The organism is Halobacillus alkaliphilus, assembly GCF_900113125.1.
GTDB classification, from domain to species: domain Bacteria; phylum Bacillota; class Bacilli; order Bacillales; family Halobacillaceae; genus Halobacillus; species Halobacillus alkaliphilus.
Window position 1 is genome coordinate 1 of the sequence record NZ_FOOG01000033.1, and the last position, 14,366, is coordinate 14,366.

Sequence of the window (14,366 nt, forward strand, 5' to 3'; positions counted from 1 at the left end):
GCTCGACTTGCATGTATTAGGCACGCCGCCAGCGTTCGTCCTGAGCCAGGATCAAACTCTCCATAAAAGTTGAGATTGATTAGCTCTTTGCACACCGAATGTGCTTGTTTGAATTCTTTCTATAATGAAAGAATATCTTGACGTACTGGTTGGTTCGTTCAGTTTTCAAAGATCAAAAGTTTTGGTTGGCCGCTTCAAAACAGCGACTTAATAATCATATCATCGTGACTCGTTTAAGTCAACAACTTTTTTAAATGATTTTTTGTTTGCCGTTGCCGGCTTGCCGCTCTGTCTTAATGCGACAAGTAATAATATAGCATGGGATGTTATGAACCGTCAACAACTTTCGGCAAAAAAATTCCCTTTCTTTATTAAATCCAGCAAAGAAAGGGATAACATGTGCAGAATGCAGTGGTTTATGAGGGTTTATAGGTTCGGTGAAAGATATTGTCTCCTTTCGTTTCTTGTAAGACGACTTCAATAATATTCTTTTCTACTAAGTGTTCGATCATTGAAGATAAGTCCAATATATATTCCTGTATCTCTGGGTGTACTTTTAATTCTCCGAATGACCAGGGTTCTTCTTGTTCCTTCATAAGGCTTAATAAATGCTGCGTACTGGATTCCGCTCGCTTACTAATGGAATGTTCTACTGCTATGATCATAAGATGGATTCTTTTATCAGTAGGTTCTCCACTTTCAATTAACTCTTGATATAACTTGTAGATTTCAGGTTCGATTTTCTTCACTTGATTCCAAACAGTAACTTCAGGGTGGAATCCTTTTTCAATAATCGAAAGGCGGGCTAGATAATGAAGCGAGTGAACCATCCGGCTGAAGGAATCCAGATAATGTCCAGATTCATAAAGATCTTTGGCCTCGCTATAGCTCCGGATTAATTTAGCAAATTCGATCACCTTTTTCAGATCCCTCTTCCCCTGCGGAAACGTTCGGAGCTGTTCTTTTAACTCGGTGATATATTCATTCCTTTCAAAAATAACGGTGCCGTTAATGACCCATTCCACGGCACGGCGATACGAACTTGTATCAATCCAGTGATGCAAAAGTTTTTCATCTACCGTGTGCATAGCTGCTGATTTATTTTCGAATTCGTAATGCTTCACGTACCATAGTTCTTCTGCGTCCTTTACAATGTTGAACAAAATGACATCAAAATTGTCCGTCACTGGACTGATGGGTTTCATTTTTTCTAGGATTAAGACCCCTAGTGTATTGCTTTGACTTGCTTTCTCTTGATAAATCGGACGTAATACGTCTTTCATTCTGGTCCCCCACATTCTATATCAGCTTGTTTTGTTTATTCGATACTTTTTGGCAAATTCCTTTTTTCTAAATATAATCAATGGATGAAATGTGCTATACTACCTTGTAGATAGTAAGGAGGGAACACGCGTGGCTTTAAGATACAGCAGTAAAATTAATAAGATTCGTTCCTTTGCTTTTTGGTTAATTTTCGGCGGAATCGGCGTTATGTATATAGGATTGATTTTCAAAGAAACAACTTGGCTGATGGCTCTCTTTATGATTTTGGGTATGGGCTTTGTTGGTCTTAGTACACTCGTGTATTTCTGGATCGGCATGTTATCCACCCGGACCATTCAAATTATATGTCCGTCCTGTGAGAAGCCTACCAAAATGCTTGGACGTGTAGATGCCTGCATGCACTGCAACCAGCCGCTGACCATGGATAAATCGTTAGAAGGCGAAGAGTTTGACGAGAAATATAATTCTAAACGATATAAAAAGAATAAGACTCAGCATGAAACCTGATGAAAAGAATCCGCTCTAAGCAGCGGATTCTTTTTTTGCACAAAAAAACCGGAAGCTCAGGGCTTCCAGTTTTAGTGAGTGTTATTAGTTTTGCATTCAGAGCACGTTCCATACACTTCCATGCGATGATGACTTACATCAAATCCGGTCACCTGTTCAGCTAATGATTCAACTTCATTGAGACTTGGGTAGTGGAAGTCAACAATTTTGCCGCATGAATCACAGATCGCATGATAGTGATCCGAAGTATTACAGTCAAAACGGCTTGATGAATCTCCGTACGTAAGTTCACGTACAAGCCCGATTTCCTTAAATACGCGGAGGTTATTGTAAACCGTCGCTACACTCATATTCGGAAATTTACTTTCTAACGCTTTATAAATTTCATCAGCTGTTGGGTGAGTCATAGAATTCAGTAGGTATTCAAGCACCGCATGACGCTGTGGAGTGATTCGCACACCTGAACCTTTCAGTGTATCCACCGCTTCTTGCAATCGATGATCAGACACAGCCATGCACCTCGCTTTCATAAACTGATTCTTGATTTATAATATTATTAAATTAGAATCCTTATAATTAGTGTAACCTGTCTGTAAATCTATTGTCAATAAAAAGCCGTCTCGCCTGCTTAATTAAATTATACATCTGGGTCAAGCGGGGTTTCTTTACCACCCAGCTGCTGATTGACGTATCTTGCAGCTACGAAAAGCAAATCGGACAGACGATTCAAATAGGAAACAACCAGTGGATTAACCAATTCCTCTTCTAATGCGACCGCAGAACGTTCCGCTCTTCTTACCACCGTACGGGCCAGATGCAGACCGGCTGAAGCTGAATGTCCGGATGGCAGGATAAAATTCTTCAGTGGCATCAGGTCCTCGTCCCACTTATCAATCTGCTGTTCTAATTCTTCGATATGTTCTTTCTTTACCTGCCACTTTACTTCTTTCCCTTTTGGCGTGGCAAGTTCAGCTCCTACGTGAAAAAGGATGGTCTGAATTCTTTGCATGGACTCAAGGAACGATTCCTTATCTGCCCAGTCTTCTTTCGTCAGATGACTCAGCGCAAGCCCAATCGTTGAGTTAGCTTCATCACACGTGCCATACGCCTCAACCCTTATATCATTTTTAGCCACACGATTGCCGTAAATTAAGGATGTTTGTCCTTTATCTCCCGATCTTGTATAAATACGCATGATTTAATACCCCCGCTTTGGATCGATTTTGTTTTTCAATTCGCCCTTCTTATTTAAAAAAGTATGCAGGTTTTCTTCAAATATTTCAAAGCCACGCGGCACATACCCGGGAGACTGGCCTGATGTATGAGGCGTAATCGTTACTTTTTCCTCTTCCCAGAAGGGATGGTCCTCAGGCAGCGGCTCTTCTTCAAACACGTCGAGGACAGCATGAGCAATATAAGAATTCTGCACAGCCTGAAGAATGACGTCCGACTGAACCAGGTCGCCTCTTCCCATATTCAGAAAGATAGCATGGTCAGGCATGGCTTTAAAGTGATCTAAATTCAATAAGTATTGCGTATCTTTTGTACTTGGAAGCACAGCCACCACGTATTCTCCCTGATCGAGCACCTGGTGAAGCTCTTCCACTTTATACGTTTCATCGAAATGCGGCTTAGAGTTTCCAGATCTGGACACACCAATGGTTTTCATTCGAAAAGCCTGAGCCAGCCTTGCCACTCCCTGGGCAATAGCTCCTGTCCCCAGAACAACCATCGTCCGGCCGCTGATTTCCTGATTGATCATTCGTCGGTTCCATTCGTGGTTTTTTTCAAACTCCACGTAGGCCTTCGCATTCCTGGAGACTTGAAGAAGCATGGAGATCGCGTACTCAGCCATTGGTTCGGCGTGGATTCCCCTGACGTTCGTGACAAGAATCCCTCTCTGTTGAATTTCCTGGAATGGCATTTTATCAAGACCGGCAGATAAGACCATAATCCACTTTAACTGGCGGGCCTGTTTGATGCGTTCCGGATTCAAATCTTCCCCGTATGTAATAAATACATCAGCTTCCTTTAAATAGCGTTCCGCTTCTTCGATTCCGTGACAGAAAAGAAATTCCACTTCATTAAAGTTTTCTTTCAGTCTGGTCTGTATATCTTCAGGGACCCTTTTAATCGCTGAAACAACCTTCATCCTCTCACTTCCTTTCCTCTCTTTCTTCTATAGTAATTGTTTTTCCTGACCAACTCAAAATTAAAGCTTTTTTAGAAAAAGCCATAACCGATTTTCCGGCTATGGCTTTCCCTGGTCTTTATTGAAGATTCTCACGAATGTAAGTAAGCGCGGATTCTACGTGTCCTTCTACTTTAACTTTGCGGAACTCTTCTGCAAGATTACCTTCTTTATCGATAATAAAAGTAGAGCGCTCAATGCCGTAATACTCTTCGCCTGATTTTTTCTTAAGAACCCATGCGCCGTAATCTTCCGCTACTTGATGCTCTTCATCCGCAAGTAGTAAGAATGGGAGATCATGCTTATCAATAAATTTCTTATGAGATTCTACAGGGTCCGGGCTGACGCCTAGAATAACGGCATCCAAATCCGCGAAGCTCTCGTGGTGATCACGGAAATCACAGGCTTCATTCGTGCAGCCTGGAGTCATATCTTTCGGATAAAAGTACAGTACGACGTTCTTTCCTTTATAGTCAGATAATGATACGTTTTCCCCGTTGTTAGCTGGCAATGTAAAATCAGGTGCTTGTTTTCCTTTTTCAATTGTCATACGTAACCCTCCTAAAAATATTTATATATCTAGCGTACCCTATACGAATGTAAACTTCCAATTCAATGTTCAATCTTATAGTGCTGCCATACCTTGGCAACGAGAGCAGCCGGCAGTGAATAACCGATCATGGCTTCAAGAATAGCAATCCAGCGTCCGACACCGACTGGTACCATTTCTCCGTACCCTACTGTGAATAAGGTTGCTCCGCTGAAGTACATACTTCTTGCTATCTCTTCCTTCCAATGTAAAAGTTCAAACTGACCGCCCTCCTGGTACACCATTACCCCATGTTCAATCAAAGAAACATAAATAATCGCAAATCCAATCATAACGATCGTATAAAGAAGCAATATGGAGAGAAATAGTTGAAAAGAAAAAATCTTATGTTCGAATTCGAGGGAAGCGAATATTTGACGCAGACTGCCTGCGATTAAAATCAAGCTTACCGTAGTAATAGCAATAATAATCATGACGCACTCCTCCCCTAGAGAGACAAGCAGTATTCTACTGTTTACCTATGTCCAGAAGCCTCCAATTATGCCGCCTCCACGCTCACCTCAATGAACCCTTAAAAAATGGCACCTCAGGTCATCCAGAATCTGGATGACCTGAGGTGCCATTTTTTAGGGGTTTCGTTTGTTTATTTTAGAGACCGGGCGAATGCACACCCCTCTTCTTCATTGCAGCATAAGATACAGTAAACAGCGGAAAGGGGGAATTGTGAATGGGTTACGGATATGGCGGAGGCTTTGCGCTGATTGTTGTTCTTTTCATCCTTCTAATCATCGTTGGTGCAGCGTTCGTATACTAAAATCATTCCAGTAAAAAGCACCGGATAAAACCATAAGTGATTTAGCGAGGTGCTTTTTCCTTACGCACACGAGCGGCGGTTAATCATTTAACCATGCTTAAAATACCCTTTCCATTATAGGAAGGGTATTTTTTGTGCAGCCCATCCCTACATTCCAGGCGTCCATGCTACAATAAGTACTGAATGTCAGTAAGGAGGTAACTATGAATATAAAAACATCCGAACAATTATACACAGAAGCAACCGAACATATCGTGGGCGGTGTCAATTCGCCGTCCCGTGCTTACAAGGGTGTTGGCGGCGGCACCCCCGTCTACATGGACCGAGGAGAAGGTTCACACTTTTATGATGTGGACGGGAATCAGTATATTGACTACTTAGGTGCCTACGGTCCGATCATTACAGGACACGCCCACCCTCACATAACGGAGGCAATTACAAAGGCTGCCCAGAACGGAGTACTTTACGGTACACCGACCGTACTTGAAAATCGGTTTGCAAAAATGCTTAAGGAAGCAATCCCCTCTTTAGAGAAAGTTCGTTTTGTAAATTCAGGGACCGAGGCGGTAATGACAACCATTCGCGTGGCCCGTGCTTATACTGGACGAAATAAAATCATTAAGTTTGCCGGCTGTTATCACGGCCACTCTGATCTTGTACTGGTTGCTGCCGGTTCAGGACCGTCAACACTCGGTACACCTGACTCAGCCGGGGTTCCCGCTTCAATCGCTCAGGATATCATCACTGTTCCTTTCAATGATATTGAACCTTTTAAAGAAGCTATCGCCCGGTATGGTGATGAGATCGCCGGAGTGCTTGTCGAGCCGATCGTCGGAAACTTCGGTATTGTTGAACCTAAGCCAGGCTTCCTTCAAGAAGTAAATGAACTTGCCCATGAAGCCGGTTCTCTTGTCATTTATGATGAAGTAATTACTGCCTTCCGTTTCACCTACGGAAGTGCCCAGCAGCTTCTCGACATTGAACCCGATATGACAGCCATGGGCAAAATCATTGGAGGCGGCCTACCGATCGGAGCTTATGGAGGCCGGGCTGATATTATGGAACAAGTCGCTCCTTTAGGACCTGCTTACCAGGCCGGAACAATGGCCGGTAATCCTGCATCGATGTCCGCAGGAATTGCCTGCTTAGAAGTTCTTCAGCAAGAAGGCGTCTATGAAGAAATGGACCGCCTCGGTGAAAAACTAGAAAAAGGCATAATAGAAAGCGCCCGCCAATACGGCATCACGCTAACGATCAATCGACTAAAAGGTGCTTTAACCGTTTACTTCACAGACGAAGAGGTTACAAACTACGAGCAGGCTGAGAACACAGACGGCGAACGTTTCGCCCGTTTCTTCAAACTTATGCTTGCGGAAGGTATCAATCTGGCCCCTTCTAAATATGAAGCATGGTTTCTAACCACAGCCCATACGGATGAGGATATTGACCAGACGCTACAAGCGGTGGACCGCACTTTCGAGATTATGAGTAAAGAATAGATCGGCAGTTCCGGGGAGTCCTTTCTCCGGAACTTTTTTATATAAATCTTTGATAATTAATTGAAAATTCTAAATTATCATGCTAGAATAGATTTATAATTCTGAAAACTCTACTGAATTATGATCTTTGTTTCATTTCTTTCCCTTTTCATGGTTCTGGTGAGAACTAGAGCCCCCTTTAAAGCTAATGCGATTAGTCGCATTAGCTTCTTCTTTTGCTTCCAATCTTTTTTCTCTTTATTTTTGGATAAAATACGGGTACGATTTTACATAATATGCGTTATAATAAATTCATTGTTTATTTTTATTTGAAGGAAGATGCCTGCTATGAAACTCGGCGCACGTATGATGAAGACAGGCCTTGCTGTAGCTATAGCTTTATACATTGGGAACCTTTTTGGATTTATTTCCCCATTGCTTGCAGCCATTGCCGTTGTCTTTTCAATCCAGCCATCTATTTACCGATCCTACCAATCCATAATTGAACAGCTTCAGGGAAATACCATTGGAGCCCTTATTGCGGTAGTTGCCGTATTTACCCTTGGGAACGATCCCTTTGTGGTTGGGTTTGCGATTATACTTGTCATTGGGTTCACAACCACTTTAAAAATGAATGAAAACACGGTCGCCCTGGCAGTTGTGGCTGTTATTGCCTTAATGGACTCTACTGATCAGACATTTATGTACTTTGCGACTTCTCGTTTTTCCTCAATGATCTTAGGAATCTTAGCTGCGTTTATCGTGAACCTTGTGTTTCTTCCGCCGCGTTATGAAACCCGGCTATTCAAGAAAATCGACCTGGCCACGACGGATATTCTCCAGTGGCTCCGAGTAACTACCCGGCAGCTGTCCGATGAACCTGCCTTAAAATATGAGATCGTCCGTATTCAGGATGAAATGCGCTGGACAGACCATACGTACCTTCTATACTCCGAAGAACGAACCTATTTTAAAGGAAGACGTTTTTCAAAAGGAAGGAAACTTGTGCTTTTCCGTCAGCTAATTACGACTACGAAGAAATCCTTTGATGTACTGAAAGCTTTTTACAGACTGGATCATAAAATTGAGCAGATTCCGGAAGATTTCCAGGATGCTCTCGTGGATGAACTCGATAAGCTTATTAATGCTCATGAAAAACTGGTTCTCAGCTTGAAAGGCAGAATTAAACGCACCCATAAACAAGGGCTGCGTCAAATTGAGGAGCCAAATATTCCTCTCTTGGTGGAGCGGTTGATGCATGTCTATGAACAAACCAATAATCCTGACAAGCTGGTATTCCTGCCTTTAGCTTCACAGTTGATGGAATATCACTACCAGCTGGAGAAGTTGAAAAGGTTACTAAAAAGTTACCAAAGCCACCACCAGGACGATTATATTCAAACCACAGATAAATAAAGACGAACGCACATACTAAAAGCTCAGAGGATCTTACCCCCTGAGCTTTTTTATGTACACTCCATTAATACTCCAAGGTGGGTTTAAAATAAAGCTCCTGTTATTTGAAGACTCAGTTTCGAGATAAATTGGGTCCGTTACGTTAGATGGACCTTTCTAGAAGAGAAACTTTCTCCTTCTTAATCTGTATTACATGCTTTTATGACAGGCTATTGCGATTGTTACATATTGAAAACAGCTGCAAAATCACATGGTCTAATTTCTTAGTACATATGGGATTTCTTAAATGGTTTCGAACATCTGATTTGGCTAGGTCCGGAGGGGGATGATGAAGACTCCTGCGGGATAAACATGATCGGTGAGACCCCGGAGAGCTTTAGCTCGAGGAGGCTCAGCACATGCCCGCGGAAAGCGAATCATCCCCCGGAGGACCTTCCTCGTAAACCAATATCTCGAAACTGAGTCTTAAAGTAACCGGCCCTTTAGTTGAAGATTACTAAATTTTTAAGAGAGTGTTATGTAATCAGCATACCGCCTTGCGTTACTTTTTCCCAGCTGATATGGCAAAGATGAAGATGAATAAGAAAACTAATCCAACTCCTATAAGAATATTTTCGATGCTCATCCTTTCTCCTCCCCCTTCTTGAACAACCTTTGCTGCCCCGCATAATAGTGTCATTATTTCAAAGTACCGTCACAAGCACAATCAGTAATTACAAAAAAGGCTGAACCCTGAAGGATTCAGCCTTTTTTCAATGGTATCTTTTAAGTTTGTAAATATTCCTTGGAGCCTGGTTTATCATCCAGCTCCTGCATTTGATATAGATTGTAGTAATTTCCGCGTTTATTCATTAATTCACGGTGAGAACCTACTTCTACAATTTCACCGTTTTCAATTAACACAATTCGATCCGCATGCGTAATGGTTGAAAGGCGGTGAGCTACGATAAAGGTAGTACGATCAGAAGCGAGGCGTTCTAAAGCACCCTGTATAAGACTTTCGCTTTCCAGATCAAGGGCTGAGGTCGCTTCATCCAGCACGAGGAGAGGTGGATTTTTTAAGAAAATACGAGCGATAGCTACCCGTTGTTTTTGCCCGCCGGATAGTTTGATACCGCGCTCCCCAACCAGTGTGTTGTACCCATTTGAGAGATTCGAGATGAATTCGTGAGCATTCGCAGCTTTAGCCGCTTCGATCACTTCTTCATCCGTAGCGTCAGGATTCCCCATACGGATGTTCATGGAGATGGATTCACTAAAGAGAATATTATCCTGCAGCACCATCCCAACTTTATCTCGCAAGGAACGGGCTTCTACATCTCGAATGTCCATACCGTCAATCATGATTCTTCCTTCCGTAACATCATAAAAACGGGGGATCAGGCTGATCAGGGTGGACTTACCTCCACCGCTCATTCCGACAAAAGCAACCGTTTCTCCTTGTTTTACATCTAAGCTGACGTTATTCAGTACAAGCGGTTCACCTTCGTCGTATTTGAAGGAAACATTTTCAACTGAAACGTCGCCATTTACTTTCTCCAGTTTCTTGGCCCCTGGTTTATCCACGATGTCGTATTTTTCGTCCACGAGTTCAAACACACGGTCCATAGAGGCAATCGATTGAGTAAGAACGGTCGCAGAGTTAACCAGGCGGCGGAGTGGACTGTAGACACGTTCCATATAGCCGGTGAAAGCAACCATTGTACCAATAGTTAATGAACCAGTTATAACCTGATAACCCGCAAAGGCAATAACAAGTAATGGAGCAAGATCCGTAATGGTATTGGTCACAGAATACGTGTAAGCATTCCAGTTCGTATGCGTAATGGCCTTATCAAGAAAGTTTTTATTCTGCACGTCAAATTGATCCTGTTCATAATTCTCGAGTGCAAAGCTTCGCGTCACCGGAATTCCCTGAACGCGTTCGTGCAGGTGGCCCTGTACCTGAGCCAGTGCCTGGGAACGGTCACGGGTTAAATGGCGGAGTCTCGCATAGAAATACTTGACCGCAAATCCATACAAAGGGAAAAGGGCAATCGACACAAGAGTAAGCCAAACATTCATCGTAAGCATAATAATAATAGCAATTACAATCGTAAACATATCGAGCCAAATGTTCATGAGGCCGGTAATGACAAACGTTTTGGTTTGTTCCACATCATGAATCACACGAGAAATAATCTCGCCGGTCTTTGTTTTTGAATAAAATCGCAGGCTTAGCCGTTGAATATGGTCAAACAGCTTTTCCCTGACATCATACAAAATATTGCTCCCAATCCACTGCGCCATATATTGACGAATGTACTCAATAGGCGGGCGTATGATCATGAACACGAAAAAAGCCCCGCCCATCAGCCATAGCAGCTGATCTATTTTTTCAGATTGGGCTAGCGAATCCGCGTTGATAATATCATCAATCACATATTTTGTAATTAACGGCATTAATAATGGAATCGAAAACTTTACGACACCTATAAGGACGGTGAGGATAATCTTTCCCTTATAGGGTTTTACAAACTTTAAATAGCGTTTAATACTATCCAAACGAACACCTTCTTTCCTTTCCTTACCTTACAAACAACAAGGATGCGCACTTATCTAGAAGTGCGCATCTGACGTTACCTATACGTTAAATAGCGTTCATACCATTGATCAATAAATTCCGGTGAAAACGGCCCTTTCCTCTGGCGGATCCAGCGAATAAGTATATCTACGTTGTTATACAATATACGGTCCAGCACATGAGGATAATTCATTCTGCGTTTGTGGATTTCATATTCATCCTCATCGAGAAGTTTATAGGTCATATCCGGAAACACTTTAATGTCTAAATCGTAATCAATGTATTTAATCATTTCATCCTCATATATAAAGGGAGAACTGATATTACAATAATAATATACTCCATCATTTCGCAGCATACCGATAATGTTAAACCAGTATTTGGAGTGAAAGTAGCAGATCGCGGGTTCACGTGTCGTCCATCTTCGCCCATCACTCTCGGTGACAGTCGTCCGATCATTTGCACCAATAATGACATGGCGGGTTCCCTTCAGAACCGTGGTACTTTCCCAAACGCGATGGAGATATCCATTATGCTTGTAACTTTGAATTTCAATCCGCTTTCCTGCTTCTGGGCCGGGCATGTTGATCCCCCTTCCCTTTTGTAGTCCGATCATGCCTTCTGTCTATTATAACTACAATTGGAAAGGAATGAAAATAATTAACCTCTATGATAATTCACGTAAAAAAAAGAAGCCGCCAATTGGCGGCCTCTCTTATTCGGGGGATTGATACAGGCTAATAAAACAGCCTGGACAAGCCTTAACCATCAATCAGGTTATTTTTTCTTAGCCTGAGATTGTTGGTTTTGCTCACGTACTTGTTGAGCATCCGTTTGAGATGCAAATTCAGCACCATATTGTTGGTTCTGATTTTGTTGAGCAGCTTGTTGGTTCTGTTGTTTAACGTGATTTTTGTCTGTACCAGCAGCTGTTTTGTTTTGTTTTGGTTGCTTAGCCATGTTTATCACCTCCGCAAAGATTATTGTGTACACATCTCTCTGTTTTCATTCTAAAAATAAATTATTTTTTTCAGCTCCATGAAAAAAGACGCTTCTTCTAGGAGAAGCGCCTTTGGTGCCAAGCTGTTAATTGATTATTCGTTTTGTTTCGATATAGCGGGTCGACCAATAATTACTGGTTAGAGTGGCAATGGATATGCCGTATGTAGATCCACTATGAATAAATTGGTTATTTCCAAGATATATTCCTGCGTGAGAAGCTCCAGGTTTGTACGTTTCAAAAAAAACAAGGTCTCCCGGCTGACGATTAGAATGGTTCACGGATTCTAAGCTGGAATGAGCATAAATTGAAGCCACTGTTCTCGGAATACGGATTCCTTCTTTAGCAAAAACGTACTGCAGAAAACCGCTGCAATCAAAGCCTGAAGGTGACTCTCCTCCCCACTGATAAGGAGTCCCTAAATACTTCTTAGCTTCCTGGATCAAACTTGTACTTGAAAAGGAGGATACGGGTTCTGGGATGGTCAAATTGGATGAAGAAACCGAATCTTCAGGTGAGTAGCTTTCACTTACCTTTAATTTTTGATTGGGATAAATCGCTGTGCTGGAAAGATGATTTAAATTCATTAATGCTGATACAGACATCCCGTGCTTATTTGCAATTGCCCATAAAGAATCGCCGCTTTTAACCGTATATGTACGAGCGCCTGAAGATGATGTGGAATCTGAGTCACCACTGGTTGAGGTGTTTGTCTTATCGACAATTAATTGCTGCCCCAAATAAATGACATTGGATGAAAGATCATTCCACGATTTAAGTTGAGTAACGGATGCCTCATACTTTTGGCTTATCCTCCATAAGGTATCTCCCGCTTCTACTTGGTGAGTCTCTTCTGCAAATACAGCTGTGCTCCAAAGCACGGCACCTGCCATGCTCGCGCAGACAGCCGCTGCCCATCTTTTTTTATCCATTCCTCATCCCTCTGTTCATATGTAATTTTTTATCTGCTTTCTGAAACTAATTATTCACAATTCTGACAAAAAAGTAAATAGTCCTAACCAGAAACAAAGTACGACAAATTATCATGAACCTTTGGTACTACTAGGGCGGCAAACCAATGTTACATTTCTATTACAAATGTGTTAACTATTCACTCACACGTGTCTAAAGTCACAGATTCCTTATATTAACGGGTATGAGTAGTCCAATCAGACATAAAGTAAATCGAGGAGGGATTTCAATTGTATGAAGGAAGAGATTTTTCGCGTTTATCCATGGAATCAAAGCAGGATTGGCAAGATGGAGAGCTTGGATATTTTCATTATGCCTTATCTCAAACCGCTCCGTATCTAAACTCTGAAGGAGTAACCATATTAAGGGAAATCAATGAAGAAATTAAGCGCCGCGGAGGTCTTAAACAGCGTGAAGCTGTTTGGACAAGCGACGCTTCTACATTTATGAATTAATGTATTTGTGAGCTTTTTGGTGAGAAACCGGGAATGGATAGTCGTTCCTTTCATCCAGGGTTACAAAGCGGGCTCGCTCATGGTCAAGTTCACCACCGATGATTTCCGCTGTTACGACTTCCATTTCCCAAATTAAATGAGAAAATACATGCTTGATGGTTTGTTTCGTTTCTTTTAACTCTATTTTTAAACCGTATTCCCCGTAAAACCAATGTGGTGCTGATTCCCGGTCTACATCCCCAAGTGGTAACATGGGATATTGCCATAATGAAGCGAGGAGACCACTTGAGGGTCTTTGTTCAATGAGGACTTCTCCTTGCTCATTTTGAATCAACAGCAGCATGTAAGGGGCTTTCTTTTGTTTTTTCTTTGAGGATTTAACCGGCAGTTCCTCTTCAATCCCCTGTTCAAAAGCACGACATTGCTCCTGAATCGGACAAAGCAGGCACGATGGACTTTTCGGAGTACATACTAATGCCCCAAGCTCCATAAGACCCTGATTAAATGAAGAAGGATCTTCATGGGAAATCAGTTCTGTTATGAGTTCTTCAAATAATTTTTTTGTACTTGCCTTCGCAATATCTTCTTCCACATGCAAAATCCGGGATAATACCCGCATGACGTTTCCATCTACAGCTGGAATAGGCTTGTCATAGGCAATACTTAATATTGCCCCTTTAGTATAAGGGCCGACACCTTTTAACTTTGCGATTTCCTCCGGTTCTGAAGGGACCACTCCTTGATACTCCTCAACAACTTCTCTTACTGCGTTTTGCAGATTTCTAGCACGGGAATAGTATCCTAAACCTTCCCACGCCTTGAGCACTTCCTGTTCGTCCGCCTCTGCCAGGGCTTCTAACGTTGGGAATTTCGTTAAAAAGTTATTAAAATACGGAATGACCGTATCGACACGGGTTTGTTGGAGCATAATTTCTGATACCCACACACGGTAAGGATCCTGGTTTTCTCTCCAGGGTAAAACCCGTTGTTCATTTCTAAACCATTGAATAAGGTTCTGTCTAAATAATTCTCGATCAAAATTTTGCATAATTTGCTGGACTCTTTCTAAATTTTTCATGGATCAACTTCCTTCGTGATAAACTACTAATAGAATGGCTGGCCCAAAGGAGGAATCA

General features: G+C 42.1%; 16 protein-coding genes and 1 rRNA gene. 5 read left to right on the forward strand and 12 right to left on the reverse strand.

Annotated features, from left to right (window positions below):
• Nucleotides 1-67 (reverse strand): 16S ribosomal RNA (locus tag BMZ06_RS15235); the annotation flags it as partial.
• A gap of 349 nt (nucleotides 68-416) precedes the next feature.
• Complete coding sequence (locus BMZ06_RS15240; protein WP_089753205.1) at nucleotides 417-1,283, reverse strand: nucleotidyltransferase-like protein; 867 nt, start codon at nucleotides 1,281-1,283, stop codon at nucleotides 417-419.
• A 130-nt stretch (nucleotides 1,284-1,413) separates the two neighbouring features.
• Between BMZ06_RS15240 and BMZ06_RS15245 the strand changes: the two genes are divergently transcribed.
• The gene (locus BMZ06_RS15245; RefSeq protein ID WP_089753207.1) at nucleotides 1,414-1,791 is read left to right on the forward strand and encodes a YgzB family protein; all 378 of its coding nucleotides are present in this window, start codon (nucleotides 1,414-1,416) and stop codon (nucleotides 1,789-1,791) included.
• A 71-nt stretch (nucleotides 1,792-1,862) separates the two neighbouring features.
• On the opposite strand, the gene perR is transcribed toward BMZ06_RS15245, so the two are convergent.
• The 5 genes from perR to BMZ06_RS15270 form a co-directional block, all read right to left on the reverse strand.
• The gene (gene perR / locus BMZ06_RS15250) at nucleotides 1,863-2,306 is read right to left on the reverse strand and encodes a peroxide-responsive transcriptional repressor PerR (protein WP_089753209.1); all 444 of its coding nucleotides are present in this window, start codon (nucleotides 2,304-2,306) and stop codon (nucleotides 1,863-1,865) included.
• 122 nt (nucleotides 2,307-2,428) lie between these two features.
• Nucleotides 2,429-2,986, reverse strand: a complete 558-nt coding sequence (locus BMZ06_RS15255) for a cob(I)yrinic acid a,c-diamide adenosyltransferase (RefSeq protein ID WP_089753211.1) — start codon at nucleotides 2,984-2,986, stop codon at nucleotides 2,429-2,431.
• Nucleotides 2,987-2,989: 3 nt separating this feature from the next.
• Nucleotides 2,990-3,943, reverse strand: coding sequence for a D-2-hydroxyacid dehydrogenase (locus BMZ06_RS15260; RefSeq protein ID WP_089753214.1), 954 nt, complete (start codon nucleotides 3,941-3,943; stop codon nucleotides 2,990-2,992).
• Nucleotides 3,944-4,061: 118 nt separating this feature from the next.
• Nucleotides 4,062-4,532, reverse strand: a complete 471-nt coding sequence (bcp, locus tag BMZ06_RS15265; protein ID WP_089753216.1) for a thioredoxin-dependent thiol peroxidase — start codon at nucleotides 4,530-4,532, stop codon at nucleotides 4,062-4,064.
• A gap of 62 nt (nucleotides 4,533-4,594) precedes the next feature.
• Complete coding sequence (locus BMZ06_RS15270; protein WP_089753218.1) at nucleotides 4,595-5,005, reverse strand: potassium channel family protein; 411 nt, start codon at nucleotides 5,003-5,005, stop codon at nucleotides 4,595-4,597.
• A gap of 254 nt (nucleotides 5,006-5,259) precedes the next feature.
• Here BMZ06_RS15270 and BMZ06_RS15275 point away from each other — a divergent pair, with 254 nt between their 5' ends.
• From BMZ06_RS15275 to BMZ06_RS15285, 3 genes are all read left to right on the forward strand, one after another.
• Nucleotides 5,260-5,346: a YjcZ family sporulation protein gene (locus tag BMZ06_RS15275; RefSeq protein WP_079478425.1), complete on the forward strand. Its 87-nt coding sequence runs from the start codon at nucleotides 5,260-5,262 to the stop codon at nucleotides 5,344-5,346.
• Nucleotides 5,347-5,549: 203 nt separating this feature from the next.
• Nucleotides 5,550-6,845 carry a glutamate-1-semialdehyde 2,1-aminomutase gene (locus BMZ06_RS15280; RefSeq protein WP_089753219.1) on the forward strand — a complete coding sequence of 432 codons (1,296 nt, stop codon included), beginning with the start codon at nucleotides 5,550-5,552 and terminating at the stop codon, nucleotides 6,843-6,845.
• Between the two features lie 327 nt (nucleotides 6,846-7,172).
• Entirely contained in the window at nucleotides 7,173-8,240 is a 1,068-nt protein-coding gene (locus BMZ06_RS15285) for an FUSC family protein (protein ID WP_089753221.1), read from the forward strand.
• A gap of 765 nt (nucleotides 8,241-9,005) precedes the next feature.
• Here the strand turns inward: BMZ06_RS15285 and BMZ06_RS15290 are convergent.
• From BMZ06_RS15290 to BMZ06_RS15305, 4 genes are all read right to left on the reverse strand, one after another.
• Complete coding sequence (locus BMZ06_RS15290) at nucleotides 9,006-10,784, reverse strand: ABC transporter ATP-binding protein (protein WP_089753222.1); 1,779 nt, start codon at nucleotides 10,782-10,784, stop codon at nucleotides 9,006-9,008.
• A 74-nt stretch (nucleotides 10,785-10,858) separates the two neighbouring features.
• On the reverse strand, nucleotides 10,859-11,386 hold the full coding sequence (ntdP, locus tag BMZ06_RS15295) for a nucleoside tri-diphosphate phosphatase (RefSeq protein ID WP_014642322.1): 528 nt from the start codon (nucleotides 11,384-11,386) through the stop codon (nucleotides 10,859-10,861).
• Between the two features lie 194 nt (nucleotides 11,387-11,580).
• Complete coding sequence (locus tag BMZ06_RS15300; protein WP_089753224.1) at nucleotides 11,581-11,763, reverse strand: gamma-type small acid-soluble spore protein; 183 nt, start codon at nucleotides 11,761-11,763, stop codon at nucleotides 11,581-11,583.
• Between the two features lie 126 nt (nucleotides 11,764-11,889).
• Entirely contained in the window at nucleotides 11,890-12,735 is an 846-nt protein-coding gene (locus tag BMZ06_RS15305) for a C40 family peptidase (RefSeq protein ID WP_089753226.1), read from the reverse strand.
• A 270-nt stretch (nucleotides 12,736-13,005) separates the two neighbouring features.
• On the opposite strand from BMZ06_RS15305, the gene BMZ06_RS15310 reads away from it, so the two are divergent.
• Nucleotides 13,006-13,230 (forward strand): cytosolic protein, encoded by a 225-nt coding sequence (locus tag BMZ06_RS15310; protein ID WP_089753228.1) that lies wholly within the window; start codon nucleotides 13,006-13,008, stop codon nucleotides 13,228-13,230.
• Here the strand turns inward: BMZ06_RS15310 and mutY are convergent.
• Nucleotides 13,220-14,308, reverse strand: a complete 1,089-nt coding sequence (gene mutY, locus BMZ06_RS15315) for an A/G-specific adenine glycosylase (protein WP_089753230.1) — start codon at nucleotides 14,306-14,308, stop codon at nucleotides 13,220-13,222. The two genes, BMZ06_RS15310 and mutY, sit on opposite strands and share 11 nt — an antisense overlap.
• Nucleotides 14,309-14,366 lie beyond the last annotated feature (58 nt).

Bases quoted from the DNA above. Each gene is read 5' to 3' on its own strand.
- BMZ06_RS15240 (WP_089753205.1), bottom strand. From the start codon at position 1,283: ATGAAAGACGTATTACGTCCGATTTATCAAGAGAAAGCAAGTCAAAGC.
- perR (WP_089753209.1), bottom strand. From the start codon at position 2,306: ATGGCTGTGTCTGATCATCGATTGCAAGAAGCGGTGGATACACTGAAA.
- BMZ06_RS15255 (WP_089753211.1), bottom strand. From the start codon at position 2,986: ATGCGTATTTATACAAGATCGGGAGATAAAGGACAAACATCCTTAATT.
- BMZ06_RS15260 (WP_089753214.1), bottom strand. From the start codon at position 3,943: ATGAAGGTTGTTTCAGCGATTAAAAGGGTCCCTGAAGATATACAGACC.
- bcp (WP_089753216.1), bottom strand. From the start codon at position 4,532: ATGACAATTGAAAAAGGAAAACAAGCACCTGATTTTACATTGCCAGCT.
- BMZ06_RS15270 (WP_089753218.1), bottom strand. From the start codon at position 5,005: ATGATTATTATTGCTATTACTACGGTAAGCTTGATTTTAATCGCAGGC.
- BMZ06_RS15275 (WP_079478425.1), top strand. From the start codon at position 5,260: ATGGGTTACGGATATGGCGGAGGCTTTGCGCTGATTGTTGTTCTTTTC.
- BMZ06_RS15280 (WP_089753219.1), top strand. From the start codon at position 5,550: ATGAATATAAAAACATCCGAACAATTATACACAGAAGCAACCGAACAT.
- BMZ06_RS15285 (WP_089753221.1), top strand. From the start codon at position 7,173: ATGAAACTCGGCGCACGTATGATGAAGACAGGCCTTGCTGTAGCTATA.
- ntdP (WP_014642322.1), bottom strand. From the start codon at position 11,386: ATGCCCGGCCCAGAAGCAGGAAAGCGGATTGAAATTCAAAGTTACAAG.
- BMZ06_RS15300 (WP_089753224.1), bottom strand. From the start codon at position 11,763: ATGGCTAAGCAACCAAAACAAAACAAAACAGCTGCTGGTACAGACAAA.
- BMZ06_RS15305 (WP_089753226.1), bottom strand. From the start codon at position 12,735: ATGGATAAAAAAAGATGGGCAGCGGCTGTCTGCGCGAGCATGGCAGGT.
- mutY (WP_089753230.1), bottom strand. From the start codon at position 14,308: ATGAAAAATTTAGAAAGAGTCCAGCAAATTATGCAAAATTTTGATCGA.